Below are 25,920 nucleotides of genomic sequence, written 5' to 3'. Positions count from 1 at the left end.
GCCGGTTTCGACACCAGCATCATCAAGCACGGGACGGACGTTCAGACTCTGCAGCAGCCCGCGGCGCTCGATATCGCGTGCCAGTTCCTCGATCGACAGACCGGACTTGATCCGCCGCACGTTGGACTGGGACAGCACCAGCCGGTTGAACGGGATGTCGCGGGACGAACTCAGGCTGATTTTGGGAATAGCGGTCGCCATTGCGAAAAACTCCATGACGGGCGGACAGGAGACTCTCCCCTACCCTCTCAACCCGTCATGAAATTCCGCGCAACCCTCTGACTCTGAAGGCCAACACAGGAGTATCCTAGAAAACTATCGCTACAAAAAAGCTCCGATGATTGACCACAGACACAGGCCACGATTAGCTCGCTGACAACTGATCAAAATTCACTGTTTTTCCTAAATAGTCAGACAAAATATCGATCGTTAAACTTAATCGAGCCGACATAAACTTCGTTTGCGGCCAGACCGCGTAAATATCCTGAGATGCCAAAGGCAATTCATCCAGAAGTGAAACAAGTCGCCCTTCGTTGAGATGATTATGAATGAGCCAGCGTGGTAAGCAGGCAATGCCCATGCCTCGAAGAGCGGCGTCAGCCATTGCTTCCTGATTATCAAATTGCAGCCGCCATTTAGGAGGAAGTTTGAACTCCGTGCCTCCGATATCACGAAACTTCCACAGGCATGGCTGTTCATTTTTCCAATAAATCAAAGCATCGTGATGCCAGATATCTTCAAGGGAATGAACCGGACCACAACGTAACAAATAAGAAGGCGCTGCACATAGCACCTGTCTTTGAGCGGCAATTTTACGCACGTTTAGAAAGCTCGTCGGCTCGCGGTCCAGTCCGTTACGAATAGCCAGGTCAAACCGTTCGGTGACAAGATTATGTTCTAAATCAGAGAAACGAAGATCCAACTCCAGATTTTCATACTTAATAGCCAGATCTAGCAAGAATGGTTCCACACAATATCTACCGAGAACAGTCGGCATAATTACTGTCAATTTACCTTTGACATTAAATCGTCCGAACTCCAGCACGGATTGACCTACTCGAACTTCTTCACGGGCGCGGACACACCTCTCGTAATAAATATGACCTTCTTCCGTCAAATTGTGTCGACGGGTAGTACGCTGGAACAGCCTTACCCCTAATCTTTTCTCAATACGTCCAATAGTTTTTGCAACAGCTGAGCGTGAAAGCGATAACCGCTCAGCTGCCCGGGCGAACCCCCCGGCCTCGACGGCCTTCAGGAAAACACTAATGCCTTCGAAATCATCTCTCATATGAATAATCATCAGTAAATTACTGATACTTCTGAGTTTCCGTAATCGAAAACTTCATCAATCCATAAAATCTCTTTTCGTAGACATTTTTCTTGGTGAGAGACGATATGAATCAACGAGTTTTCAAAATAATCGGATTACAAGTTGCAGGAGCGGTTTGTACCCTGATTTTTCTATCATTTCCGTTCTTTATGGGAGGCTACCACTTCCCAACGAGAAACTGGTTCGGCGCAACGTGCGATAAAGCAACTGTTCGACTATCTTGCGTCTGGATGGGCTGCTCGGGACAGTCACCAAGGCTCTAAGCTGAAAAAAATGTGTCTGGGGGGCCGCTAGGTAGCAGATGCGCTGCCGACTGGTGCGGCGATGACTCGCAATCGAAAGAGCAATTACGACGAGCCAGCGATTGATGCCACAGCCCCAAGTAGAGACAAAGAAACTCGTGAAAATGACGATGAATGCCGTAATTGCGATTGTTTTTCCCGTCAGTCCCTCGGTCATGCTAAGCTCTCTAGTCATCAGAGTCAGCAGGCTGAAGGGCAATAGTTCAGCCGCAATCATGCTGGCAACGCCCAATGCGATGGAAAACACAGTGGTCCAACATGGGCTCATCACAGCAGACTCTATGTACAAGTTTGCTTCTGCCAATATTCTTCTCACTCGCTTCCAAATCATCTCGACCTTCTGACCTGAGCTGTCGAGTGCCCCGAAGATTGGACGTTCCAAGGCAATAGCCTCAACTGTTGTATATAGCGCTAGAAAGATTTATATTATAGTAGTTTTATAGATAATGAAGTTATACGAGAAAGATATTAATGCGCCGAGAAGATCTGACTGATCTCAATAGTTTTCTGGTCGTTGCCGAAGAGGGTAGCTTCACACGGGCCGCCATTAGGCTTGAGACCTCGCAATCAGCGGTGAGCAACACGGTGCGCCGTTTGGAGGAGCGTCTGGGTGTTCGTCTCATCACGCGAACTACGCGTAAGGTAGTTCTCACTAAAGCCGGCGAAAGACTATTAAACTCAGTTGGACCAGCTTTCAGCTTCGTGGACAGCGAATTAACCGCGATAGCTAATTTGCGCGACCGCCCTGCGGGCTTGGTGCGTATCTCGACATCCGAGTTTGCTGCTCACAGCATTGTCTGGCCCGCGGCCAAGCGGCTGATGACAACTTATCCCGACATCCAGGTCGAGATTAGCATCGATGCGACACTGACTGATATCGTTGACCAACGCTTCGACGCTGGTGTGCGCCTAGGCGAATTGATCGCGCAGGACATGATTTCTGTAAGGATCGGCCCCGACGTACGGATGGTGGCTGTTGCGTCGCCCACCTATCTGGAAGGCAGAACTGAACCGAACTCACCACATGACTTGGCCGAACATATCTGCATCGCAGTGCGCGCACCGACACGCGGATCCATCTATGCTTGGGAGTTCGAAAAGGACGGGGATGAACTCAAGATAAAAGTGCAAGGTCAATTCACGTCGAACTCTGGGTCGCTTGCTATCAAGGCAGCCATAGCTGGCCTAGGCATCGCTTTCGTACCGGATTTTCACGCCGAAGCCGCGATTAAGGCCAAACAGGTCAAAATATTGCTTGAGGACTGGTGTCAGCCTTTCCCAGGTTTTCATCTCTATTATCCCAACCGCAGGCACCACTCGCCGGCTTTTTCTCTGCTTCTGCAAGAATTGCAACGATCGAGAAGATAGGTTGGCGAAACTGACATCTCAAAATCCAGAGTTCGGGACAACGCTTCAAACTGATCGCCAAGCCTACTCAGGCGAGCAAGCCGTTCCTCAACATCAAAAAAATGGTCAGCTTCATCATCCATCCCTCGTCGTGAAATAAACGATGGAAATACTGGCAGGAACTCATAATTAGAGGGCTTTTCAAACCCTCAATATGCAGACAATTAGTCTTATTTTACGGATCGATCCCATAGGGCGTATACTGCTTCGTGCAGGAAGACTGGACCCGGCGCGATTCCAAATTCTTTCTCAATCTGCTCCAGGCGTTTTTCGAGAACGAAGAGAAATATCCTGTAATGATGCGCTGCGTGTCCGTCATCTCCCTGATAGGCTGGGTTGCCTTCACAGAAGGTGCCAGAGAGGCACAGGGCAACGTCCAGGCTATAGTATCCACGGCACACCATGGGACGTTGCTCATAGATTGAGCATGCGCCATCGAACAGAAACGGGCAAAACGGCACGCCGGTCAGCAGTCTCTGATAAAGCTGCTCCAGGCGATCCAGCGTGAAGGTGCGTTGTGCATGATCCAGCGCAAGGTGTGCAAAAATCGGATTGACCTGGATGAGACTTCTGCAACAGGTGTCGCAGCCATTGCGGCACGCGACAGGTTTCACAATGCAGAGATGGTTGAGGTGATCGGATACGTCATTGCAGAGATCCAACAACCTGCTGGCAAGCCGTATCATGTCAGAGGGCTGGGAGAGGTTGGCCAACCCCTGCCTGAGCATGGCATCGGCTTCACTTACCTTGCTCCGCATATAGGTAAGGGTGGCCGTCGCGGGGACGGGTAGTGATGGCTGAGGCATGCGCTCTTTCCTTCACGGCTCTCGCGCAGTGAATTGTCTGTGTCGTCTATGCGTCGAATGAGGCTGATCGTCAGAGGATATGCTCGGCAAGAGGTGCCTTGCGGGGCGGTATCTCTGTGCCCCAACCGCCGCCGAGCGCCTTGTAGAGGGTCACAGTGTTCGACAGGGCCTGGAGTTGGGTCGTAATGGCTGCAAGCTGGGCGGTATACCATGCCCTCTGCGCGACAAGTGTTGCGAGATAGGGATCATAGCCGGCCCTGAATCTCTGCAGGGCGAGGGTATATTGCCGCTGATTGGCAGCGACCGATGCCTGCTGGGCCACCATCTGCCCGAGATAGGTTTCCCGCCCGGCCAGCGCATCCGCGACTTCGCGAAACGCGGACTGAATCGTTCGCTCGTAGCGGGCCACTTCTTCTCGTTTGCGAGCGTGGGCCTGCTTGAGCTGGGCAGTCAGACGGCCTGCGTCAAAAAGCGGCAGGGTAATCTGCGGTGCGACATTCCATGCGCCCATGCCGCTCTGGAAGAGCCGGGTGATGTTGTTGCTTGCCGTGCCGTTGGCGGCCGTGATCTGGATTTTAGGAAAGAATTCGGCCCGGGCGGCACCAATATCGTCATTGGCTGCTCGCAACTCGCCTTCAGAAGCCGCTATATCTGGTCGTCGGCTTATCATATCCGATGGCAGGCCTGCCGGCACGACTGGAAATGGCGCGATGGAATCAAGAGAAGTCCTGGTGTTCATGGAGCGGATCGTGGCGTCCGTGAGCGGGGTACCCACCAGCAGGGTTAACTGATCAAGAGCCTCCACGCGTTGTCGTGTGTAGATTTGCAGACTGGTTTCGGCGTCATGCATGGAGGCTTCGGCTTCCGCCAGGTCCAGTTGCGTACCTGTGCCGACTTCGACTGTCTGTTTGACAAGATCGTAAGTATGGCGTCGGTTTTCCAGAACATTCTGTGTAACTGTGAGCGCCTGATTGTTGGCGACCCAGTTCAGCATGGCCGTCGCCACACTGGAAATAATGCTCAGCCGCATGGCCTGCTGGTTCAGCGCGCTGGCCATATAGCGGTCGAACGAGGCTCTCGATGCACTTCGTATGCGGCCCCACAGGTCAACTTCATAGGCGGAAATACCGAAGCCGACTGCATACTGCCGCATGTAGATCGGTTCGTCCGTGCGGGAGAGGCTCCAGATATGAGAGTTCATTTTCTGGATATTGGCACCGGCAGTGCCATTGAGTGTTGGAAAGAGAGCCGCGTTTTCTATATCAAACTGGGAGCTGGCAGCCGCAGCCTGCTGCTGGGCTATACGCAGGTCGCGGTTATTCTCCAGCGCGCTCGCAATCAGGGTTTGCATCACCGGGTCCCGATAAAAAGACCGCCAGTCCTGCAGGAGCGCAGAGGCATCCTGCCCTGCAACGCCCTTCCCCTGCCCCTGTGGCCAGCCGTTGGCAACAGGAGCCTCCGGTTTGTGATAGTGCGGGATCATGGTGCAGCCACCAAGAAGAGCCAGCAGCAGCGCTCCACATACAGAAGAACCCCGCACGATCAGAGCACCTTCAGCGATTTGTCGAGTTGAGGAGCCACAATGCTTCCCTCATGCAAGGCAGAAGGCGGATGGACTACAAGCTGGCTGCCATCGGGCAAACCATCCAGAATTTCCAGATGATCGCCATAATCCCGACCAATCCTGACCTTGCGGACCACAACCTTGTTATCTGCCTCAACAGTTTCCACAGACAGGCCATCGGCCTCGTAGTTGAGTGCTTCTGAGGGCACCATAATAACGGGGGCTGCCCGTGGCAGATCAAAATGGATTTCCGCATAAAGCCCGGCTGTCAGGCGATTATCGTGGTTATCAATGTCGATCTCGACGGGCAGCATACGGCTTCCCTGTTCCAGCGCGTGCCCTGTTCGCGTCACTGTGCCTTTGAAAGTCTGACCAGGTCGTTCCGGCACTACGATCGAGGCCGGCTCCCCCACTTTGACTGTCAGAGCAGCATCCTGGGGAACGTGGACACGTACGCGTAACCGGTCGGTGCGGGTGACCACAAACAGGGGGCGTGACGCGGCGTTATCAGCGCTGACCAGATCTCCGGCCTCCACGTTCCTGACGGTGACAACGCCGTCATAAGGGGCGGTCACCGTCGTGTAGGCCTGACGTTGCGCAGTTTCAGCCAGCACGGCATCAGCGGCTTTCTGTTCGGCCTGCCGGGCATTCTGGGTCAGACGATCGACATCGAAATTCTGTTTGCTGACAGCCCCACCGCCGACAAGCCCGCCGGACCTGCGGGCGGTAATCTGCGCCAGAGCCAGATTGGCACGGGCCTGCGCCAGTGTGGCCTGCGCCTGCTCAACGCGGTGATCGAGTTCCGGCGCACGGATAATCGCCAGAACCTGTCCGGCCTGCACAGGGGTTCCGATATCGACAAATCGCTTGTCGATATAGCCCGAGGCGCGGGCCCCAATGGGGGTTGTCTCAATCCCCACCGTCTCGCCCGGCAGGTCTAGCGACAAAGGTTGTGTCGAAGCACGCGCGATCATGGTCCGCACATCAGGAACCTGCTGGTCGCGTTCTCTGGCCGTTGCCGTGACCGCGTGCGCACGCTCGACATGGCTATAAACGCCATAACCAACTGCGACGATGACACTCAAGCCTGCAACAACGCCGGGGGAAAGCCGCCTGTGTGCGTGGCCAGATTGGGACATGACAGGATCAGACGACATTCTCATATTCCTCAAGTAGGCGGGATTCACGACGGCGCAGACGGCTGTAGAGCCAGGGGACAACAAAAAGCGTGGTGCAGGTGCCAATCATCAAGCCGCCAATCACGGCGCGGCCCAGAGGTGCGTTCTGCTCGCCGCCATCTCCGAGGCCCAGCGACATCGGCAGCATGCCGATCACCATCGCGAGGGAGGTCATAAGGATCGGTCTGAGGCGTTCCCGGCCTGCTTCCATGGCGGCTTCCATGGCGTTCATGCCATGCGCGCGGCTTTCCTTGGCGAAGGTGACAAGCAGGATGGAGTTGGCACTCGCCACGCCCACGCTCATGATCGCCCCCATGAGTGAGGGCACGGAGAAAGTCGTTCCCGTGACGAAAAGCATGAGCACGATGCCGCACATGGCCCCCGGCAGACCCAGTATGACAACCAGCGGGTCCATGAAGGACTGGAAGTTCACGACCATCAGCAGATAGACCGCAACCGCCGCAACCAGCAGGCCAATCTCAAGGCGCGCGAACGAGGTGTTCATGCTGTCGATCTGCCCTGCTACCTCTATGTTGTTGCCGGGTTTCAGATCGCCTTTATGCCGATCTACGATCCGCCCGATATCGCGTGCAATGCTCCCGAGGTCACGATCCTCGGCGCTGGCGTCGATATCCAGAACCGGCTGGATGTTGCTGTGTGAAATCACGTCAGGCGCTACCGCGCGCTCGATGGTTGCCACGTTCCTCAGCAGGGTCGGGATACCGGCCGCCTGCGATGCATTCCCTGCCACCACCAGCTTGCCCAGATCATCAACGGTGTTGACCTGATATTGCGGCGTCTGCACGGCAACCGGGTAAAGCGTTCCCATCTGCGGATCAGGCCAGAAGTTCGGCGTGACCGTGTTGGAGGAGGCCTGCGAGACCATAACGCTACGGGCTACATCATTCAGAACGAGATTGAGGTCCTGCGCCCGTTCGCGGTCGATCGACACGTTCAGGGCAGGTGCGGCAAGCTGCTGATGCAGGTGCACATCCACAAGACCGCGCACATGGCGCATGTCCTCCATGATCTTGCCCATAACCACGCGGTTATTCGCCTGATCGTAGCCCGTGATCCGCACATCGATCTGGGATGTCAGACCAAAATTCAGGATCTGCGTTACCATGTCGGCGGGCTGGAAATAAAACACGACATCAGGGAAGCGTTTGGCCAGAACTGTGCGCAGACGGCTGATATACTCCGCTGTCGGACGATGCTTTTCCTTCAGGGCCACCATGATTTGTCCGTCATTCGGGCCAATGGTTGAGCCATCATCAAAGGGCATGGAATAACGGAAGGGGATGCCGATATCGTCAAGCACCAGTTCGCGCTCATTCTGGGGAACAACTTCGCGAATGGTATCTTCCACCTGATCGAAAATCCGTTCGGTCGTCTCAATTCGCGTACCCGCAGGCGCACGGACGTGCAGCTTGAACTCTCCGGCATCAATAACCGGGAAAAAGTCCTGCCCCACCTGCGTTGCAAGAAGCACCGCGCCCAGAACAAAGATGCCGCCTAGAGCCGGAACTTTCCATGAGCTATGAAGAAGGCCGGACAGCGTCTTTTCATAACCATTTCGCAGACGCTCAAACCGGGCATCAAATTTCGCGCCGAACCGTTCAAAAATCGTGGGGGGCTTCCCAGCCTCTTCACGGCGCTTCTTGGCCTGTTCTTCGGAGCGCAGCAGAAGAGCCGCAAAAATCGGCACCAGAGTCCGGCTGATGACGTAGGAGGCCAGCATCGCATACACAACGGCCAGCGCCATAGGCGTGAACAGAAAGCGTGATGGTCCGGTCAGGAATTCCACGGACACGAACACGCAGGAAATCGCCAGCGTGGATACCAGTGTCGGCAGGGCAATGCCCGCGGCACCATCCAGAACGGCTTTGCGCAAGTCTGCGCCGTCATGATGCAAACGGTGGATATTCTCGATCGTGACCGTGGCATCATCGACCAGAATGCCCACGGCCAGCGCGAGGCCACCCAATGTCATGAGATTGAGCGTCTCTCCGGTGGCAGAAAGAATGGCGATGGAAGACAGGATCGCGAGCGGAATGGAGACCGCCACAATCAGCGTGGAACGCCAGCTTGCCAGAAAGGCAAGGATCATGGCGGCAGTCAGCAGACCGGCAATCACGGCTTCAGACGCCACGCCTTTGATGGCGGCCTTTACGAACAGGGACTGATCGAACAGTTCGTCAATCTTCATGCCCGGAGGCGCTGCGGCGCGTGAGATGGGCAGAACCGTGTCCCGCATGGCGTTCACCACCGCCAGAGTGGACGCATTCCCGGCTTTCATGATCCGCAGCAGGACCGAGCGCTGGCCTTCGCGGCGCACCACGTTATGCTGCACCTCCCAGCCGTCACGGACTTGCGCCACATCACGGATGCGGATGATGGCGCCGGTGTTCGGGTCTTTGCGCAGCGGAATGTTGTTGAGCTGCTTTGAAAAATACGGGATGCCGTTCATCTGGATGTTGTATTGAGACGGACCGAATTTCACCGTTCCACCCGGAAGTGTCAGGTTCTGGGCGTTAATGGCGTTGGACACATCCAGCGGGCTGATTTTCATGGCCTGCAACTTGGTCGGATCAATATCGACCATGATCTGCCTGATCTTGCCGCCATGCGGCGGGGGCAGGAGCGTGCCGGGAACAGGCGCCATCTGCTGCCGCAGACGATACACGCCATAATCGTACAGCTCGCTTTCCGTCAGCTTGTCAGAAGACAGGGAAAGCTGGAGAACCGCCACACTGGAGGCGCTATACTGCATGATAATGGGAGGCTGCACGCCCGGTGGAAGCTGGGCACGGATGGATTGCGTGGCAGCAACGGTCTGCCCGAGAGCGACCCCGATATCCACCCCGGGCTGGAAATACAGCTTTTGAAGCACAAGACCGGGTGTGGTCTGGCTTTCAATCGTCCGCAGATTGTTGACGAAAAAACTATGAGAAAACTCTGTATAGGTACTAATGCGTTTTTCGGTTTCCGGTGCAGACAGGCCATCATAATACCAGACGACGGTTACGACAGGGATATCGATATTGGGGAAAATGTCAGTCGGCGTTCTGAAAATGGCGGAAATGCCAAGTAACAGTATCAGCGCTGCACCGACGATAAAAGTATAGGGCTTTCGGAGTGCGAGACCAACAATGCCCATATCTTCTGAAAATCCTGCTTTTAACCGGGAGCGCACGCGACCACGATGATTTTGACATCGAGACAGTCAATCATCTTGGAATGTACACTGCACATTTATGGAACGATTAGATGAGCAGAATATTCATAAGCTCCATATTGAGACTAGTCGGTTTTTTCCGAACATGATTATGAGCCAAATTCATCAATGATCTCACTATCACGCACAACCAGCCAAATGATCTCATGAGGAACACCTTATCGAGGCACCTCATGAGATTCAAAAAAACTATCCCGACTGTCCTGAAATTACCAAGGGAGATGACCGTCTTCATTCTGGAACGTTCCGGTTGGTCCATCTTTCCCGATCAATGCCAGTTTGATGGCGATACCAGCGGCTTGTTCAGGTTTGCGTGTTGGAGCAACCACAGCGTCTTTCGTTGCATCCGTTGCTGTATATCCTGGACAGACGGCATTCACCTTGATGTCCTTCTCGGACAACAGTGTCGCATAAGTTAGTGTGAGTGAATTTACAGCCGCCTTTGACGCCTGATAGGTCGGCAGAACAAAGGCTGAATACTGCCATGCCTTGTCATTCCGAAGACCAAACGAACCCAGTTCCGAGGAGACATTCACGATGGTCGCAAAGGGCGCCTCTTCAAGGAGCGGAATACAAGCATCCATCATGCGAAGCGTGCCGACGACATTGAGGGTCAAAGTCTGTTCCATGCGCTCAACAAGCGTCAGATCCTGGGCAAAATCTAAACCTATACCGGCATTGTTGACCAGAATATCTAAGCGTCCATAGTCACGCTGGATAAGGCCACAGGCTTTCCACACGCTTGCATCGTCTGTCGTATCAAGCTGGACAGCACGGACATCCAGCCCCTCCTGCCTTAAAGCGGCGCTAACCTCATCCCCCTTTTCCAGATTCCGGCTCCCTAAAAGAACCGTTACGCCTTGCCGCGCCAGACCTTTGGCGATTGCAAAACCGATGCCCCTATTTGCACCACTTACCAAGGCTATTTTTTTCTGATTGCTTGATTGAGACATTGTCAGTCTTCCAGAACGTAATCGGATATGAGCAGCAAATTTGCGGCATATCCTGAAGAAGCGGACTCGATCATAAATGAGCGAGAGCCTTGCGGAATCAGGCTGACAACCCGTATAAAACCTCAAGCTAACTTGAGGTCAAGCGCTAAAATGAAAGAACAAAAATCATCTGCGAATTTTCTAACGGTCGGGGAAGTCTCGCGTCGTAGTGGCGTTGCCGTGTCGGCTTTACATTTTTACGAAAGTAAAAATCTAATTTCTTCAATCAGAACACAAGGCAACCAAAGGCGATACGCGCGGGATATGCTGCGGCGAATTGCTCTGATTAAAGCCGCGCAATCCCTGGGTATCTCTTTAGCGGATATTACAGCCATATTGGCTGCGTTTCCGCTCACTGACAAAATTTCCGCCAAAGATATTGATCAAATGGTACGGAAATGGTCTGTAATGCTAGATGGGCGTATTGCAGGACTGACAAAACTCCGTAATCATCTTGATAAATGTATCGGATGCGGATGCTTGTCCCGAACCGATTGCCCCTTGGTCAATCCTTCAGACTGTCTTTCCAAGAAGGGTCGCGGCGCGGTCATTCTCTCCTGATCATTGAGTTCATTACATCAGGGATTTCTTCGCATATAACGCGTCTATTTCTTAACTAAAATACGGCGGATCGGGACGATTACATGGCACGCGAAAACTTGAATGATTTGACCGCTCTGGTCGCTGTTGCACGGGCAAAAAGTTTTACAAAAGCTGCCGCGAAATTAGGCGTATCACAATCGGCACTCAGCCATACCATTCGTCTTTTGGAAGAGCGCCTTGACTTGAGATTGCTGACCCGCACGACAAGAAGCGTTACGCCCACAACTGCTGGACAGCAACTGATCAGCGGCATCGCACCACATTTAGACCAAATAGAAAATCAACTGACATCATTAGGAGAATTAAGAAATCAGGAATCTGGAAATCTTCGAATTACAATGCCCGATGATGCTCTGGCTTACGTTGTCCTGCCTAAGATAAAAGAATTCGTCCAAAAATACCCCAAAATCAATGTGGAATTTGTAGCGGATCTTAAACTTATTGATATTTTTTCTGAAGATTTTGATGGAGCAATTCGACTTGGTGAAAATATAACAAAAGAAATGACATCTGTCCCTATCACACCAGATATTCGTTTTGTTGTGGCTGGATCACCTGAATATTTTTCAAAAAATCCCAAACCGAAACACCCAAAGGATTTATTAAATCATAATTGTCTGACTTTACGGCTTCCAACGCATGGTCGCATTTACGCCTGGGAGTTCGAGAAAAAGGGGAAAGACATAACCGTGAAGGTAGAAGGATCTTTAATTTTTAATAGCATCTTTCCCATTCGAGATGCCTGCCTGGAAGGCTTAGGTTTGGCTCATATGCCTGAAATGGTAGCACGAAAATACATTCAGGAAGGACGCCTCCTGCAGGTTCTAGAAGACTGGTGCCCTTACTGGTCCGGGTATCATCTCTGCTTCCCAAGACACCATGAAAATGTTGCTCCACTTTCTCTTTTTATTGACGAAATGCGCCTTCATAAAAGCAACCGTTGAATTTCAAAAATCTCCCCATTTTCAAGATAAAAATGGGGAGATTTTAAAATTAAGGTTCAAATATTATGTTAGATTTTACTTTAATATGGCGACACGCACTATACTCCGCATTTGTAGATGCGGTTTGCCATTAACGCGCTGAGTGACGCCGCTATAAGAATGAGTGCGCTCACACCAAAAGTCGCACGATAGCCACTTCCGTCGAAGAGAATTCCCCCGCAGGTTGCCCCCATGGTAATAGCCAATTGTACGACCGCAACCATAAGCCCACCTCCTGCTTCCGCATCATTGGGAAGCGTTCTCGCCAGCCAGGTCCACCAGCCAACAGGAGCAGATGTCGCAAACAGCCCCCAGATGGTAAGAATAACGGCAGACATCAAGATCGATTTACCCAGGCAAAGAAGCCCGACAGCCAGTAACGCCATAATAAATGGAATGATGATAAGAACCGGATAAACACTGTTCTTCAACAATCCACCAATCAACAGAGTTCCAACAAGACCAGAGACCCCTATCAGCAACAAGATGAACGACAGAGTGGAGACGTTGACGTGAGCAACAATTTCAAGAAATGGTCTTACATAAGTAAACAGACTAAATTGTCCCATAAAGAAAAGGCCTGCTCCCGCCATACCAACGGCGACCAAAGGTTTTTTGAGCAACCTGAAAACGTTTGGTGACGCATGGGTCTTGCCAGACGTCATGGACGGCAGACTTACCAGTTGCCAAAGGAAGACAATAACAGCAACTGGAACAACACAAAAAAATGCTCCACGCCAACCGATCAGACCGCCAAGAAAACTGCCTGCAGGAGCGGCGATAACGGTTGCCAGGGCATTTCCGCCGTTCAGAATGGCCAGAGCCCGTGGAACATGATGTTCTTCGACCAACCGCATGACTGTAGCAGCCGACATCGACCAAAAGCCGCCAATGACCACCCCGATCAAAGCGCGGCCGAGCATGAAAATGAGATAATTTGGTGCGACGGACACAACGCTCCCGGAAACAATCATCACACCAATTAGCCCCAACAGGAGCCATTTGCGATCGAGCCCTCTGGTCAGGGAAGATATGAACAGGCTCGTCAATACGGCAAAAGCACCAGAAACTGAAATGGCCTGCCCGGCCTGCCCTTCACTGATCTGTAAATCAGCTGCAATCGGGGTCAAGAGACTGACGGGCATAAATTCTGATGCAATGAGAGCGAATGCGCCGAGAGACATGGCGAGCACGCCACTCCACGAGCCAGATCTCGCTTCTGGCTCCACTTCCACATCAGGTGATATGTCAGATACTTCTTTCATTATACCTCAACTGAGCGGCCCACTTTCGGAATATAAAGGCCATTTTTTGAATGATTCTGTATTTTCTTAAGTATATTGTGAATAAAAACGAGAAATAATTTTAATCACAACAAGTAACTCATCAAGCATGTGTTGAATAAACCAGATGATGTGCCAGAACTAGACCGTATAATATCATGATAAAAATGAGCAGATTTCATGAATTAGACTAAGATCCCACCCAGCCGAATTCATGAAATATACTCATCTCTATGTTCTAAATATCGCCTCTAAACCCAAGCTTTTTATATCGTTATAATGGCTGAGTCAGGCGTACCGGATGAGTGATTCTCAGCGGCAAGATCACGGCGTATTTTTTTCTACAAAGCTCGGTGAGTCCGTCTACTGCGTAAGTCGGTCTGAATGTGTCACCCACGTTACGGTTTTCGCAAAGGTTTCATCTCCAGACGGGAGACAGGTGAATATGAAAATACGTCTGACACTTGGAGAACAAGTGATCTTTGCTTCGTTGGAAGACACTCCTTCCGGGAGAGATTTTCTCTCTCTTGTGTCAATGACCTTGATGCTTGAAGATTACAATGCGACTGAGAAGATCTGTGACCTTCCCCGGCATTTGTCGAGCGACAAAGCACCCAAAGGATATGCTCCTTCCGCAGGCGACATTGCCTATTATGCTCCTTGGGGGAATATCGCCATCTTTTATCGTAACTTTGAATATTCATCTGGCCTCATCAAGCTCGGCCAGATTGAAGACAACCTTGAGGGGCTTGCTCTCACCGGTCGCCTAAAAATGCAGGTGGAAGCTCTTTAAGTAAAATACATAATACCATTGATGTATTAAGTATTGTCTGAGGAACCACCATATGAACCTAAGTCAGAAACAGTGTGTTTTATCCTACGTCAAAAGAAAATACGATACGATCCCAGACCATCCTTTTCATTACTTTCCCGACTATATCGCACTTCGGCATGAAGATCGCGAGACGTGGTTTGGACTTATCTTGAATGTGCCCCGTCAGACACTCAAGCTGAGTGAAGGCGGGAATGTCGATATTCTCGACGTCAAATGCCGCCCGGAAAATATACAGGATTATCTTACGACAGAAGGAATTGTTCCGGTCTACCATATGAACAAATCCCACTGGATCACTGTCCTGCTGGATGGCAGCGTTTCTGATGCTCTCATCGAAAATCTTATCGACGTCAGTTTCGAACTGACGCTCTAGAGATTTTTTCCCATGCACAAGGCTTCAGACAGACTAAAAATCGTAGCCTCTGAACACTCTGTCGATTGCTGCGTGGCAACACTCAAACCGCATAGGATTACCATAAATGGTTAAAGATAAAGTCGTCCTCATCACGGGCGCTTCCTCAGGGATTGGCGAAGCAGCGGCAAAGTTACTGGCAGCAAAGGGGGCAAAAGTTGTCCTCGGTGCGCGCCGGGAAAGCCAGCTGAAGCAGATCGTGGCTGACATTGAGAAAGCCGGCGGTCAGGCTGGCTATCAGGTTCTGGACGTCACGAAGCCATCTGATAACGAACGCATCGTACAATTCGCCAAGGACAGGTTCGGTCGTGTGGATGTCATCTTCCTGAATGCGGGCCTCATGCCCAATTCCCCGGTTTCGGCACTCAAAACCGATGACTGGAACAGAATGGTCGACGTCAACATCAAGGGCGTTCTAAACGGCGTCGCAGCCGTCATGCCGTCTTTTCTGGAGCAGAAATCCGGACAGATCATTGCGACGTCATCCGTTGCCGGCATCAAAGCCTATCCGGGATGCGCTGTCTATGGCGGCACGAAATGGTTCGTGCGCAACTTCATGGAAGTGCTGCGTATGGAGTCCGCATCCGCGAACAGCAACATCCGTACCGCAACGCTCTACCCCGCTGCGATCAACACCGAGTTGCTTGATTCCATCACGGACAGTGCCGTGCAGGAACAGATGCAGGGTCTTTACAAGACGTATGGCATCTCGCCTGATCGCGTTGCCGAAGTCGTTGCGTTTGCCATCGACCTGCCGGAAGATACGACTGTTAATGAATTCACGGTCGGTCCTGTAAACCAGCCCTGGTAACAGGCAGGCATAGTGTCAGGCCCGCTCTTTTTACGGGCCTGACATTTCCGCTTCGTTTTTCCGGTTTGAAAATACCCGCGCGTTCACGAGAATAATCATCAACGCCGGATCGATAAAACTCTGGAAAGCCGGCCGATCAAAAGATGTCTGCGTGGAAGACGTCTGGTCAGCGCCACGACTGGAATGGCAGCCGCCGCGGAAACCAGTGCATAAACAGAGACAAGCAGACCAATCGCAGAGGGCGCGACATCCAGATCCTGCACCATGGCCGACAGGACATCCGCCGGCATGGTCTCGGTCACAACCATCAGAAAAGCTGTCGTCGTCAGCGGGAGCAGAGCGCCAATCCGCATTCGACCACCGGGAAAGTCATGATCCAGTCGGGCGTTGGGGGATGTCGTCACACTCTGGCTTTTCCTGAACGAAGGGCCATTACGTAGGGGCTAATGGCTCCTGGATGCTTTGTGCCCTGATAAACTCGGCGAGGACACGGGCTGAGGAAATCGCCCGCGGCCAGCCAATATAGAACGAAAGATGCGTGACAAGTTCGGAAAGTTCGTCCCGCGTCACGCCCATCTTGACGGCTTTTCCAAGATACATCGCCAGAAACTCATTCTGCCCGGAGCCAATCATGGCACTGACAGTCACGAGATTACGGTCTCTTGGCGTCAGGCCAGGACGCAGCCACACGTCTCCATACAGCAGATCGTTCGTAATCTCGACAAGGCCCGGCGCAACCGTCCCGAAACGCTCCTGAAGCAGGGCAACTCGGGCCGCATCCCCCGGAAGCGCCTCATCAACCGACAACAGATCCGGACTCACGGGCGGCAACTGATCCGCTGACACGCCGCGTTGCGCGAAAATCCCCTTCAGGGAAACAACCGCATTAAACGCCGTTGACCACCCCGCATAAAAAGCGACATGCGTGATGAGTTCAGACAGTTCACCTGGTGTCACACCACTGTCGAGCGCCTTGGTGAAATAATGCGCGAACGCGATCGTCCGCTCCCCAGCCACGAGCGCGGAGACGGTAACGAGACTTCGGTCACGTGCGGAAAGACCGGAGCGCGCCCACAGATCCCGAATGATTGCGGTTTCCGTATAATGCGCCAGAGCAGGAGCCACACCGCGCACATATTCCAGCGTCAGAGACGGAGTATTGGACATCGTCTTGCTTCCTCCACGACACCGCTCGAAGCGAAAGAGACGATGCTCTTCCGCTGCCGCATACGCGGCATAGCCGAGCGTTTCAAAAGTTACTTGCTCTGTGTTGAACCCGAGACAAAGCGCTGGGTGATTTCCGCCACGCGCTGTCCAAGGTGGGCTGCCGTGTCGAGATCGCTCTTGATCGGCGTCACATCCGGGGCCTGATCATTGTTGGACTGTGCCATGGCGCCCAACCAACTACCATGGCGATTCAGGTCGTTCACGCTACCATTACTGGTGCTATTACCTGGCATCAGGCCGAGATTGACCCACGTCATGCCATGTTGAGCAGCGAATAGCGTGAGAGAAACCAATGAGTTGAGTTTGTCGCCATGCTGGGCGCCCGAGTTGGTGAACCCCGCCGCAATCTTATTAATCCACTTCTGCTCAAACCACGCAGTTTTAGTAGAAGCTTCCATGAATTCTTTAAATTTCGCGCTGATCGCACCGTTATAGGTCGGCGAACCAAAGATAATCGCGTCACTGGCTTCCAGCGTGTCCCAGGGAATCTCCCCGTCACCGATTGAAATCAGCTTCACATCGGCTCCCGCCACGCGACGCGCGCCTTCCGCAACCGCTTCTGCCTGCCTCGCGGTATGGCCGTAACCACTATGATATACGATAGAAATCAGCATGATAGATAATCCTGCACTATGTTTTTGCCGCAGAGGGCGGGCAAAGAGCGACACTCTTCCGACCAACTCCACGCTGGGCCTCGGTAAGTTTATAATGTAGAATTATATGAGCGTGTGGCGAAATCCATTCCCATAATATGAGCGTATAATTCTACAATAAGGGCACCATGCACCACCGCCTTGAAAATATATCCGTCTTTGTCGAAGCCGTTGAGGCAGGCGGTTTCTCCCGCGCGGCAGAACGTCTCGGTTTGTCGCGCTCCGCTGTGGGAAAGGCCGTGGCACGACTGGAGGAACGGCTTGACGCCAGACTCTTCAACCGGACGACGCGCGTTCTCACCCTGACCGAAGAAGGGCAGATCTATTACGATAAATGTCGACGCGCCCTTAAGGAATTACGCTCGGGAGAAGAACTGCTCCACGCGGGTCGTACCGACGTTGTTGGCAAAGTTCGCATGTCGATGCCAATCTTGTTTGGTCGCCATTGCGTCACACCGATTCTTTTGGAACTGGCTCGCCAATATCCCAATCTTGATCTTGATTTGCGCTTCAGCGATCTCCTTGTGGACGTGATAGGAGAAGGTTTTGATCTGGCAATCCGCCAAGGTCCGATCGCAGACGGAAGCGGATTGCGCATTCGAAAAATATGCAGTCAGAATAAAATTATTTGTGCTGCACCGTCATATTTTTCCGAACGTGCCAAACCTCAAACAATTCATGATCTTGAGATGCACGATGCCCTGGTTTACTGGCGTTCAAACAGGCTTTTTCCGTGGCAGTTAAGGGATCTGGACGGCAATCTACAGAACTGTAAATTAAAGTGGCGTCTTCAGTTCGACAATCTCGAGGCGATTGTCGATGCTGCCGTTGCAGGATTAGGGATTGCGTGGTTGCCTGACTGGCTTATCAGACCTCATCTGAATGAAGGGCGCCTTCTCTCTCTCCTGGACGGATTTCCCTCTACTGCTGTTGACACGTTCGCTGTCTGGCCAGAAACGCCAACATTACCCAAACGCCTGCGTGTAATCGTCGATACTTTGGCTGAAAAATTGCCCGGTATCAGTCAAGAAGATCCGATGCCCCACTAATGTAATTGAGTAAAAATGGCCCTGTTGTAAGGATGCTTTAAACCATACACAGTTTACTCACACTCATGAGAATACCTCATGACCATGTCTATAATGAAAGGGCTAATCCCTGCCTGGGAAAAGGGCTATCTTTTCCCTCATTAGCGCCTTCATCAAGAGCTGATCGATAGACAGAGCTGTTTCAACGGATAATGGGCGGCCCAAATAGTTACCTGAAAGGTCGCTTCAGGCTCCTGTCATTCGAAAACAGAAAAGAATTTACAGCGGTAACGAGGCGCGACCACACACGGAAGGATTGGCCATGCACTATACATATCTTGGTCGGACAGGTCTGAAAGTCAGTAAGTTCTGTCTGGGCACCATGAATTTCGGTATGGTTACGGATGAGCCAACGGCTTTCACCATCATGGACGCTGCGCTGGACTCCGGGATCAATTTCTTCGACACCGCCGACGTTTACGGTGGGCCACAAACACCGGACATGGCACAGGGTTTTGGCACATCCGAAGAGATCATCGGCAACTGGCTCTCAAAAGATACAAGTCGCCGGAACCAGATCGTCCTGTCCACCAAGGTGTACCAGCCGATGGGTCTGGGTCCGAACGACAAATATCTGTCAGCCTATCACATCAGAAAGGCCTGTGAGGACAGCCTGCGACGCCTCAAGACAGATCATATCGATCTGTATCAGATGCACCACATCGATCACCGGACGCCTTGGGAAGAAATCTGGCAGGCAATGGCACTGCTCGTTCAGCAGGGCAAAGTACTTTACGTCGGCAGCAGCAATTTCGGCGGCTGGCATATCGCAACGGCGCAGGCTGCCGCCAAGACCCGGAACTTCATGGGGCTGGTCTCGGAACAGAGCCTGTACAACCTGACCGCCCGCATGATCGAACTTGAGGTCATTCCCTCCTGTCGGCACCATGGTCTCGGCATCATCCCGTGGAGCCCGCTTGGCGGCGGTCTGCTCGGTGGCGTTCTGGGTAAGGAAAACGGTACGCGCAGAGCCAGCAAACTCAAGGAAATCGAGAAATACCGACCACAGCTTGAAGCCTATGAATCCCTCTGCGCGGAACTTGGCGAACAGCCCGCTGACGTCGCACTGGCCTGGCTGCTCCACAACCCTGTTGTGACAGCCCCAATCGTCGGCCCCCGCACGCAGGAGCAGTTGGCAAGCAGTCTTAAAGCACTGGACGTTAGTCTCTCTCCAGACACATTGAAGCGTCTGGATGAAATCTGGCCCGGCCCCGGCGGTGAAGCACCCGAAGCTTACGCCTGGTAACAACCGGCCCTCTTCCGACTGCTACTTCCCCCTGACACCAGCACGCCTGCCTGTGTCAGGGGGACCATACCCTTTTATAGACTTCTCGACGCGGCATCGAGTTGGTCGAATTCTTCATCCGAAAGCGTAATCGCAGCCGCAGCAACGTTTTCTTCCAGATGGCTGACACGGCTGGTTCCCGGAATGGGCAACATCACGGGACTACGCCTGAGGAGCCATGCCAATGCGATCTGACCCGGTGTCGCACCATGTGTTCTGGCAATGCTATCGACAATCCCGCCCGGCTTTGCCAGTTCGCCTGCCGCCAGAGGAAACCAGGGCATAAAACCGATGCCATTGGCTTCACAGTATTCCAGCACATCTTCATCCACACGGTCGGTCAGATTGTACCGGTTCTGAACAGTAGCGACCGGGAATATCTTTCTCGCAGCCTCAATCTCCGCGACCGATACCTGACTCAGCCCGGCATATCGGATGAAGCCCTGATCGATAAAGGAGCGAATGGTCTCAAACTGTCCCTCTGCTGGAAGTTTAGGATCGATCCTGTGAAGCTGCCAGAGATCGATCCGTTCAACCTTCAGCCGCCGAAGGCTCAGACGAACAGCCTGCCCGAGATAGTTTGGGTCCCCGACCTGCGGCCATTGTCCTTCCGTCCGGCCAGGACGAACCAGACCGCCTTTCGTCGCAATGGTCAGGCCCCTGTAAGGCGCCAGAGCCTCGGCAATCAGATCCTCGCTGACGAAAGGGCCATAGCTGTCCGCGGTGTCGATGAAATTGACACCAATTTCCGGCAGGCGGCGCAAGACGCGCAGGGCCTCTTCCCGATCTTCAGGCTCTCCCCACACACCCGGTCCGGTAAGGCGCATTGCACCAAACCCTAGACGATGAACGGAAATTTCTCCGCCTAGCAGGAACTCTCCGGAAAGACTGGCATTAATTCGTGTCATGTCGGCATCCTTCATCACGCATTCGGCACCTGCACTCGGGCATCGTAACACTCGTTTTTTTCAATCCCCGAGAAATTCAACGAGTTTTCAAAATAACCGGACTGCTGCTGGCAGGAACGGTTTGCTCCCTGAGTTTTTTCACATCCCCCTTCGCCACGGGAGACTGCCGGTTTCCCCACGAAGATCGGACAAAAGTCAGCACATCTGCAATTTCCCCATCGGAGAGCTGCTCGCGATATGACGGCATCCGGTAGGAATCCGGCACCCCGGCCGCGACGACACGGCCAGACCCGTTGAGTGTGACGTTGATGGAAGAAGAACTGTCCGGCACCAGAGACGAAGCTGCTCCTGCAAGCGGCGGAACCCACTGCCCCTGCCCGCGCCCATCCGTGCCATGACAGAAACTGCACTTCGCCATGTAGGTCTGCGCACCGGCGATGCCCTGCCGTCCGGCGGGTTGGAGTGCCTTGGCCTGCGTCGGCTCATACTGCCACGGCGTTCCGTCACGTTGCGCGTTTCCAGGCAGAGACTTGAGATAATGCGCAACTGCCCGCAGATCATCATCCGAGAAAAACTGCGTCGAGTTGTTGAAAGCCTCTGTCATGGAGCCGAACACAACAGCATGGTCGTTCCGGCCGGTCTTGAGAAAACGGAAGACATCGTCCTCGCTCCACCGGCCCAGCCCCGTGTTTGCATCGTTGCGCAGGCTGGGTGCAAACCAGCCATCGATCAGAGCGCCAGAGACAAAGGCCGCACTATGGCTGTCTGTCCCCTTTTCGTTGAAGGCCAGACTTCGCGGCGTATGACAGGCCCCGCAGTGCCCCGCCCCTTCAACAAGATAGGCCCCGCGGTTCCATTGGGCATCTTTCGACGTGTCCGGGCGATAAACGTCTGACGGGGCAAAAACCACATTCCAGAAAGCCAGAGGCCAGCGCATGTTCAGCGGCCAGGGGATCGTGCTTTTCCGGTTTTCCAGATGAACGGCCGGGACGCCCTTCATGAAATAGGCATAAAGCGCTTTGACATCATCGTCAGAAAGCTTGGCATAGGACGGATAGGGCATGGCCGGATAAAGGCGGTGCCCATCCTTTGCCACACCGGAACGAAGCGCCCTGTCGAAATCCGCCAGCGTATAGGCCCCGATCCCCGTCTCACGGTCAGGCGTGATGTTCGTGGCGAAAATTGCGCCCATCGGCGTCACCATCTTCAGGCCCCCGGTATAGGCTGCCCCACCCGGCACACTGTGACAGGCCACGCAATCCGTCAGACGGGAGACATACTCCCCTCGCGCCACGAGTTGCGACGACGGCTCCCCCTGAGAACCGGTTCTCTCAAAGGAAGACGCAGGGAGACGGGTCACGAACCATGCCGTTCCCGCAGCCAGAACAGCCGACGCAGGGATCACGACTGCGAAAATTTTCTTCAGGCGGTTAGTCATGTTCAGTTCCGCACTCTTTCTGCTGCACGCGGGACGTGCCAGACGACGATCAAAGTCTCAGCTTGCAAAGTCATGACGTGACAGCGGCATGCTTCGGATACGCCGCCCGGTCAGGGTCGAAACCGCGTTCGCCACCGCGGGCGGAATGGCAGGCAGCGGTGGCTCCCCGACGCCGCCCATCTTCTCGCCACTCTCGACAATCTTCACATGCACACGAGGCATCTGATTCAAAGCGAGAATTGGGTAGCCATCATAGTTCCGCGCGCGCGGCATACCGTTCTCGTAAACAGTCTCTTCAAGAAGCACCTGAGACAGTCCGAGAGCTATGGCCCCATTGACCTGCGCCTCCACAATCGCGGGGTTTACGACCTTTCCAGGGTCGATGGCTTCCCAGACCTCGTGCACCCTGACACGCCCGTTTTCGAGCGACACTTCCGCAATCGCCGCAGCTTCAGACCCGAAAGGTGACGCCATGCCAATCCCGCGCGCACGGCGTGAACCATCCGCCGCCGCAAACGGGCCACGCTTCCAGCCACCGGACAGATCTGCGACCGCCCTGAGCAAAGTCGTCAGGCGCCTGTTATCCCGAAGCAGGTGCAACCGGAGCTCGTAGGGGTCCTGATGTCCCTTGTCCGCAAGTTCGTCCAGAAATGTTTCATAGAGAAAGTCATTCATGGAATTCCCGACGGAACGCCAGTATCCCAGCGTCGCCGGATTTCTGACGAACAACTGGGCGATCCGACGGTCGGGAATATCGTAGGCCTTGTTGGTCAGTCCTTCGAGGGCTGTCGGATCAAGATCTTTTCCGCGCTTCGTCCCGAGACCTTCCGTTGCTCCTTCCGTAGCGCTGACGACGTCAAGCGCAACAGGACGACCAGTGGCATCAAGCCCCGCACGGAACCGCACGGCCGCCATGGGGCGCAGGGCATCGCGTAGGAACTCTTCCTCACGGGTCCAGATCAGCTTGATGGGCCGACCCGTCGCTTTGGCGAGTGCAATGGCCTGCGGATAGGGACTGCCATGGTCATAAAGGAAATGACGTCCGAAAAAACCACCCAGTAACGGCGAATGAATCGTGATCTTTTCGGCATCCATCCCGGTGCGCCTGGCCATATCAGCACGGAACATGTCGGGCGCCTGGTTGGGGAGCCAGACATCGAGTGTTCCATCGGGATTATACCGTGCCAGTGCGGAAGGAGACTCAAGCTGCCCATGGTTCACGTACTGGCTGAAATACGTTGCTTCGACAACTGTATGGGCGTTTTTCAATCCGCGTGTCACATCGCCTTTGGTCTCCGCGTTCTCTTCTTTCCCGGATACTGTCGCCAGATGTTTCCTGAACTCTTCCGTCGAAAAATCCGCTGGCATCACACGAATGTCTGAGGCTGCCCCCGGTTCAGCCTCGACCCAGTTCACCAGCAGAGCTTCAACCCCGCGTCTGGCATGCCACCACCGCTCCGCCACGACCGCCACCGCCCCCGGCAGACGATGAACGGAGTGAACACCCTTCATCTGGCGCACCTGTTCTTCGTTGCGGATGGAGCCAACCGTCATACCAAGTCGCGGCGCATGCTGGACCGCTGCGTGCAGCATGCCATCAACCCGCACATCAATTGCGTAGTCGACCTTGCCTGTCGATTTCTCGTAAATATCCAGCCGCTTGACCGACTTGCCGATCCAGCGGAACTGCGACGGATCTCTCAGCTTTACGCTGGCCGGATCCGGCACCGGGAGATCCATGGCCACATGCGCCAGGTCTCCATAATTGACCGTTCGGCCCGATGCGGCATGAACGACCTGTCCCGGCTGAGTGGTCAGCTCTGACACGGGAACACCCAGATGCTGCGCCCCGGCCTGAAGCAGCATCTCACGTCCGAGCGCACCGAGACGCCGCATGACCGGATAGCCGTTCCGCACCGACATGCTCCCGCCCGTGATGCGCATACCGCTGTCCATCACAGCGTATTCATCCCCTGCCGGGGCATTTTCAACAAGGAAAGTCGAAGGGTCCGCGTCCAGTTCCTCTCCGACGATCTGTGCCATGGCAGTGAACGTTCCCTGCCCGCCTTCAATGAAGGGGCTTTGCAGGCGCACGGTATTATCCGGACGGATTTCCAGGAAGGCTGGGACCTGTGTTCCCCGATATTTTGGTCTCTGCGCGGTCTGGGCGCGCGCCTGTCGGGTCGGCAGGCCGAAACCCAGCACGAATGCACCCGTTGCAGCGCCTGCCGATGTCAGCATAAAGCGTCGTCTGGACAGATTGACCGGGCCCTGCTGCATCAGGGGAGCATCATCAAAAAGACCGTTCACCATTCTTATGCTCCCCCGTCCGTTGAACCGGACGCCAGATCATGAATAGCGGCACGAATGGCGTTATAGGTTCCGCAGCGGCAGAGATTGACCATCGCTGCGTCGATGTCGGCATCCGTGGGGTGGGGAACCTGCCTGAGCAGTGAGGTCGCGGCCATGACCTGCCCGGACTGGCAGTAACCACACTGCGGCACCTGATGTTTCACCCATGCAGCAACCACACGCTTGCCAAGATCATCCTGTTCGATCGCCTCGATGGTCGTGATCGACGCTCCTGCCACTTTTTCAACAGGTGTCACGCAGGACCGCACGGCCTGGCCGTCAATCAGCACAGTGCAGGCCCCGCACTGCGCCAGCCCACAGCCATACTTGGTACCCGTCATCGCAAGATCGTCGCGTAGAGCCCAGAGCAAGGGAGTATCAGGTTCGACATCCACATGGTGCTGAATACCGTTGATGTTCAACTCCATGTAAACCTCCCATTATTGATTTTGTACAAAATCATTATGAATGGTGACGTAATTCACCAATCTAGATTTTTGTTTTCAGTCCATTCAACGGCGTGAACTCTTATGTTATTATTTTTCAAAATAGAAAATTAGCCCTAATTTAATGCATATAATCATGAGCGCAGCACATAAATGTATAACGATTTGAAGCTGTAAAACTTAAGGTATTCTATGTCTTCCCATGAACTGGACTTTGGATTGAAGTGAAGTCTGTGCCCTGAAAACTGACATTAAAAAAATACCCAGAATCATGTCATCGGGATCCTGAAGGGGGGTCAGACATGTTCTGCGGCTACATATTTATGCCGCAGGCTCAGGACCAGAGATACTATGTTTATACGTGGCAATCGAAAATACGGCGGGGTGGTGGAATGGCCGCTCAACCCTCTCTGTGAAGAGCTTGATAGCGGTCTAATCACTGGAGACACTGCCGGCAAAACACTCGCAGCACCCGGTGTGCACCGAGAAGCTATGATCTGGGCGCCCCGGGTAAGACGTATTCGCCATTCACTCACCGGTTGACCCGCTTCTTAAGTGGCTTCTCGTGCCTATTCTAGGTTGGCTCCGGAACTCACGCAGACGTGAACAGCGACAAAATTGCGCCTGAATTCCTTTTCGTTTGTTTCCTATGTGTTTCCTGCGGAGTGATTTGGGCACAAAAAAACCCGCCTTACTGGGCGGGTTTATCGTGTCTTTTCAGACGATTATGCGTGGTTGCGGGGGCAGGATTTGAACCTGCGGCCTTCAGGTTATGA

Annotated in this window: 23 protein-coding genes and 1 pseudogene; 9 read left to right on the top strand and 15 right to left on the bottom strand. The window is 53.6% G+C overall.

Translation table 11 applies throughout. The features are described 5' to 3' along the window. Positions 1-201, bottom strand: a pseudogene (locus B7G66_RS10655) (DUF3363 domain-containing protein); the annotation flags it as partial. 163 nt (positions 202-364) lie between these two features. Beyond that, a complete protein-coding gene (locus B7G66_RS10650) occupies positions 365-1,291 on the bottom strand; it encodes a LysR family transcriptional regulator (protein ID WP_003618563.1) in 927 nt (308 codons plus the stop codon). A 448-nt stretch (positions 1,292-1,739) separates the two neighbouring features. Here B7G66_RS10650 and B7G66_RS10645 point away from each other — a divergent pair, with 448 nt between their 5' ends. Both B7G66_RS10645 and B7G66_RS10640 read left to right on the top strand, forming a co-directional pair. Further along, positions 1,740-1,979, top strand: a complete 240-nt coding sequence (locus tag B7G66_RS10645) for a hypothetical protein (RefSeq protein WP_141313002.1) — start codon at positions 1,740-1,742, stop codon at positions 1,977-1,979. 127 nt (positions 1,980-2,106) lie between these two features. Further along, the gene (locus B7G66_RS10640) at positions 2,107-3,003 is read left to right on the top strand and encodes a LysR family transcriptional regulator (protein WP_003618560.1); all 897 of its coding nucleotides are present in this window, start codon (positions 2,107-2,109) and stop codon (positions 3,001-3,003) included. 209 nt (positions 3,004-3,212) lie between these two features. Here B7G66_RS10640 and B7G66_RS10635 read toward each other — a convergent pair whose 3' ends face one another. The 5 genes from B7G66_RS10635 to B7G66_RS10610 all read right to left on the bottom strand — a co-directional run bounded on the left by B7G66_RS10635 (position 3,213) and on the right by B7G66_RS10610 (position 10,781). Then, positions 3,213-3,848, bottom strand: coding sequence for a YkgJ family cysteine cluster protein (locus tag B7G66_RS10635; RefSeq protein ID WP_003618558.1), 636 nt, complete (start codon positions 3,846-3,848; stop codon positions 3,213-3,215). Positions 3,849-3,918: 70 nt separating this feature from the next. Continuing rightward, the gene (locus tag B7G66_RS10630) at positions 3,919-5,388 is read right to left on the bottom strand and encodes an efflux transporter outer membrane subunit (RefSeq protein WP_231106270.1); all 1,470 of its coding nucleotides are present in this window, start codon (positions 5,386-5,388) and stop codon (positions 3,919-3,921) included. Positions 5,389-5,390: 2 nt separating this feature from the next. Then, on the bottom strand, positions 5,391-6,569 hold the full coding sequence (locus tag B7G66_RS10625; protein ID WP_003618553.1) for an efflux RND transporter periplasmic adaptor subunit: 1,179 nt from the start codon (positions 6,567-6,569) through the stop codon (positions 5,391-5,393). Then, the gene (locus B7G66_RS10620) at positions 6,559-9,750 is read right to left on the bottom strand and encodes an efflux RND transporter permease subunit (protein WP_003618551.1); all 3,192 of its coding nucleotides are present in this window, start codon (positions 9,748-9,750) and stop codon (positions 6,559-6,561) included. The genes B7G66_RS10625 and B7G66_RS10620 overlap by 11 nt, the downstream gene beginning before the upstream one ends. A gap of 287 nt (positions 9,751-10,037) precedes the next feature. Next, a complete protein-coding gene (locus B7G66_RS10610) occupies positions 10,038-10,781 on the bottom strand; it encodes an SDR family NAD(P)-dependent oxidoreductase (protein ID WP_003618546.1) in 744 nt (247 codons plus the stop codon). A 27-nt stretch (positions 10,782-10,808) separates the two neighbouring features. Here B7G66_RS10610 and soxR point away from each other — a divergent pair, with 27 nt between their 5' ends. Together soxR and B7G66_RS10600 are read left to right on the top strand one after the other, a co-directional pair. Beyond that, complete coding sequence (soxR, locus tag B7G66_RS10605; RefSeq protein ID WP_307723146.1) at positions 10,809-11,381, top strand: redox-sensitive transcriptional activator SoxR; 573 nt, start codon at positions 10,809-10,811, stop codon at positions 11,379-11,381. An 83-nt stretch (positions 11,382-11,464) separates the two neighbouring features. Continuing rightward, positions 11,465-12,367 carry a LysR family transcriptional regulator gene (locus B7G66_RS10600; protein ID WP_003618541.1) on the top strand — a complete coding sequence of 301 codons (903 nt, stop codon included), beginning with the start codon at positions 11,465-11,467 and terminating at the stop codon, positions 12,365-12,367. Positions 12,368-12,465: 98 nt separating this feature from the next. On the opposite strand, the gene B7G66_RS10595 is transcribed toward B7G66_RS10600, so the two are convergent. Beyond that, positions 12,466-13,671: an MFS transporter gene (locus tag B7G66_RS10595; RefSeq protein WP_040510536.1), complete on the bottom strand. Its 1,206-nt coding sequence runs from the start codon at positions 13,669-13,671 to the stop codon at positions 12,466-12,468. Between the two features lie 463 nt (positions 13,672-14,134). Here B7G66_RS10595 and B7G66_RS10590 point away from each other — a divergent pair, with 463 nt between their 5' ends. The 3 genes from B7G66_RS10590 (at position 14,135) to B7G66_RS10580 (ending at position 15,747) form a co-directional block, all read left to right on the top strand. Continuing rightward, entirely contained in the window at positions 14,135-14,482 is a 348-nt protein-coding gene (locus B7G66_RS10590) for a cyclophilin-like fold protein (RefSeq protein WP_003618536.1), read from the top strand. 52 nt (positions 14,483-14,534) lie between these two features. Further along, positions 14,535-14,897, top strand: a complete 363-nt coding sequence (locus B7G66_RS10585; RefSeq protein WP_040510535.1) for an MmcQ/YjbR family DNA-binding protein — start codon at positions 14,535-14,537, stop codon at positions 14,895-14,897. 106 nt (positions 14,898-15,003) lie between these two features. Beyond that, positions 15,004-15,747, top strand: a complete 744-nt coding sequence (locus B7G66_RS10580) for an SDR family oxidoreductase (protein ID WP_003618529.1) — start codon at positions 15,004-15,006, stop codon at positions 15,745-15,747. A 98-nt stretch (positions 15,748-15,845) separates the two neighbouring features. Here B7G66_RS10580 and B7G66_RS10575 read toward each other — a convergent pair whose 3' ends face one another. The 3 genes from B7G66_RS10575 to B7G66_RS10565 all read right to left on the bottom strand — a co-directional run bounded on the left by B7G66_RS10575 (position 15,846) and on the right by B7G66_RS10565 (position 17,588). Then, positions 15,846-16,151 carry an MFS transporter gene (locus tag B7G66_RS10575; RefSeq protein ID WP_139312474.1) on the bottom strand — a complete coding sequence of 102 codons (306 nt, stop codon included), beginning with the start codon at positions 16,149-16,151 and terminating at the stop codon, positions 15,846-15,848. A 28-nt stretch (positions 16,152-16,179) separates the two neighbouring features. Further along, positions 16,180-16,914, bottom strand: coding sequence for a carboxymuconolactone decarboxylase family protein (locus tag B7G66_RS10570; RefSeq protein WP_003618525.1), 735 nt, complete (start codon positions 16,912-16,914; stop codon positions 16,180-16,182). A gap of 89 nt (positions 16,915-17,003) precedes the next feature. Next, the gene (locus tag B7G66_RS10565; protein WP_003618523.1) at positions 17,004-17,588 is read right to left on the bottom strand and encodes a flavodoxin family protein; all 585 of its coding nucleotides are present in this window, start codon (positions 17,586-17,588) and stop codon (positions 17,004-17,006) included. 167 nt (positions 17,589-17,755) lie between these two features. Here B7G66_RS10565 and B7G66_RS10560 point away from each other — a divergent pair, with 167 nt between their 5' ends. Together B7G66_RS10560 and B7G66_RS10555 are read left to right on the top strand one after the other, a co-directional pair. Beyond that, on the top strand, positions 17,756-18,676 hold the full coding sequence (locus B7G66_RS10560; protein ID WP_003618521.1) for a LysR family transcriptional regulator: 921 nt from the start codon (positions 17,756-17,758) through the stop codon (positions 18,674-18,676). A 301-nt stretch (positions 18,677-18,977) separates the two neighbouring features. Next, on the top strand, positions 18,978-19,961 hold the full coding sequence (locus B7G66_RS10555; protein ID WP_040510533.1) for an aldo/keto reductase: 984 nt from the start codon (positions 18,978-18,980) through the stop codon (positions 19,959-19,961). A gap of 74 nt (positions 19,962-20,035) precedes the next feature. Here B7G66_RS10555 and B7G66_RS10550 read toward each other — a convergent pair whose 3' ends face one another. The 4 genes from B7G66_RS10550 to B7G66_RS10535 form a co-directional block, all read right to left on the bottom strand. Further along, the gene (locus tag B7G66_RS10550) at positions 20,036-20,923 is read right to left on the bottom strand and encodes an aldo/keto reductase (RefSeq protein WP_003618518.1); all 888 of its coding nucleotides are present in this window, start codon (positions 20,921-20,923) and stop codon (positions 20,036-20,038) included. A 61-nt stretch (positions 20,924-20,984) separates the two neighbouring features. Then, positions 20,985-22,346, bottom strand: a complete 1,362-nt coding sequence (locus B7G66_RS10545) for a c-type cytochrome (protein WP_040510531.1) — start codon at positions 22,344-22,346, stop codon at positions 20,985-20,987. Between the two features lie 57 nt (positions 22,347-22,403). Next, entirely contained in the window at positions 22,404-24,659 is a 2,256-nt protein-coding gene (locus tag B7G66_RS10540) for a xanthine dehydrogenase family protein molybdopterin-binding subunit (protein WP_003618515.1), read from the bottom strand. Between the two features lie 2 nt (positions 24,660-24,661). Beyond that, positions 24,662-25,126 (bottom strand): (2Fe-2S)-binding protein, encoded by a 465-nt coding sequence (locus B7G66_RS10535; RefSeq protein ID WP_003618513.1) that lies wholly within the window; start codon positions 25,124-25,126, stop codon positions 24,662-24,664. Positions 25,127-25,920: the final 794 nt, after the last annotated feature.

This window comes from Novacetimonas hansenii JCM 7643, from assembly GCF_000964405.1.
Classification (GTDB): domain Bacteria; phylum Pseudomonadota; class Alphaproteobacteria; order Acetobacterales; family Acetobacteraceae; genus Novacetimonas; species Novacetimonas hansenii.
The sequence above is the reverse complement of the archived record's forward strand: the minus strand, read 5'-3'. Positions and strand labels throughout refer to the sequence as shown.

Bases quoted from the DNA above. Each gene is read 5' to 3' on its own strand.
- B7G66_RS10580 (WP_003618529.1), top strand. From the start codon at position 15,004: ATGGTTAAAGATAAAGTCGTCCTCATCACGGGCGCTTCCTCAGGGATT.
- B7G66_RS10635 (WP_003618558.1), bottom strand. From the start codon at position 3,848: ATGCCTCAGCCATCACTACCCGTCCCCGCGACGGCCACCCTTACCTAT.
- B7G66_RS10550 (WP_003618518.1), bottom strand. From the start codon at position 20,923: ATGAAGGATGCCGACATGACACGAATTAATGCCAGTCTTTCCGGAGAG.
- B7G66_RS10600 (WP_003618541.1), top strand. From the start codon at position 11,465: ATGGCACGCGAAAACTTGAATGATTTGACCGCTCTGGTCGCTGTTGCA.
- B7G66_RS10650 (WP_003618563.1), bottom strand. From the start codon at position 1,291: ATGAGAGATGATTTCGAAGGCATTAGTGTTTTCCTGAAGGCCGTCGAG.
- B7G66_RS10590 (WP_003618536.1), top strand. From the start codon at position 14,135: ATGAAAATACGTCTGACACTTGGAGAACAAGTGATCTTTGCTTCGTTG.
- B7G66_RS10585 (WP_040510535.1), top strand. From the start codon at position 14,535: ATGAACCTAAGTCAGAAACAGTGTGTTTTATCCTACGTCAAAAGAAAA.
- B7G66_RS10645 (WP_141313002.1), top strand. From the start codon at position 1,740: ATGACGATGAATGCCGTAATTGCGATTGTTTTTCCCGTCAGTCCCTCG.
- B7G66_RS10555 (WP_040510533.1), top strand. From the start codon at position 18,978: ATGCACTATACATATCTTGGTCGGACAGGTCTGAAAGTCAGTAAGTTC.
- B7G66_RS10570 (WP_003618525.1), bottom strand. From the start codon at position 16,914: ATGTCCAATACTCCGTCTCTGACGCTGGAATATGTGCGCGGTGTGGCT.
- B7G66_RS10540 (WP_003618515.1), bottom strand. From the start codon at position 24,659: ATGGTGAACGGTCTTTTTGATGATGCTCCCCTGATGCAGCAGGGCCCG.
- B7G66_RS10640 (WP_003618560.1), top strand. From the start codon at position 2,107: ATGCGCCGAGAAGATCTGACTGATCTCAATAGTTTTCTGGTCGTTGCC.
- B7G66_RS10535 (WP_003618513.1), bottom strand. From the start codon at position 25,126: ATGGAGTTGAACATCAACGGTATTCAGCACCATGTGGATGTCGAACCT.
- B7G66_RS10560 (WP_003618521.1), top strand. From the start codon at position 17,756: ATGCACCACCGCCTTGAAAATATATCCGTCTTTGTCGAAGCCGTTGAG.
- B7G66_RS10610 (WP_003618546.1), bottom strand. From the start codon at position 10,781: ATGTCTCAATCAAGCAATCAGAAAAAAATAGCCTTGGTAAGTGGTGCA.
- B7G66_RS10620 (WP_003618551.1), bottom strand. From the start codon at position 9,750: ATGGGCATTGTTGGTCTCGCACTCCGAAAGCCCTATACTTTTATCGTC.
- B7G66_RS10625 (WP_003618553.1), bottom strand. From the start codon at position 6,569: ATGTCGTCTGATCCTGTCATGTCCCAATCTGGCCACGCACACAGGCGG.
- soxR (WP_307723146.1), top strand. From the start codon at position 10,809: ATGAGCAGCAAATTTGCGGCATATCCTGAAGAAGCGGACTCGATCATA.
- B7G66_RS10545 (WP_040510531.1), bottom strand. From the start codon at position 22,346: ATGACTAACCGCCTGAAGAAAATTTTCGCAGTCGTGATCCCTGCGTCG.
- B7G66_RS10565 (WP_003618523.1), bottom strand. From the start codon at position 17,588: ATGCTGATTTCTATCGTATATCATAGTGGTTACGGCCATACCGCGAGG.
- B7G66_RS10595 (WP_040510536.1), bottom strand. From the start codon at position 13,671: ATGAAAGAAGTATCTGACATATCACCTGATGTGGAAGTGGAGCCAGAA.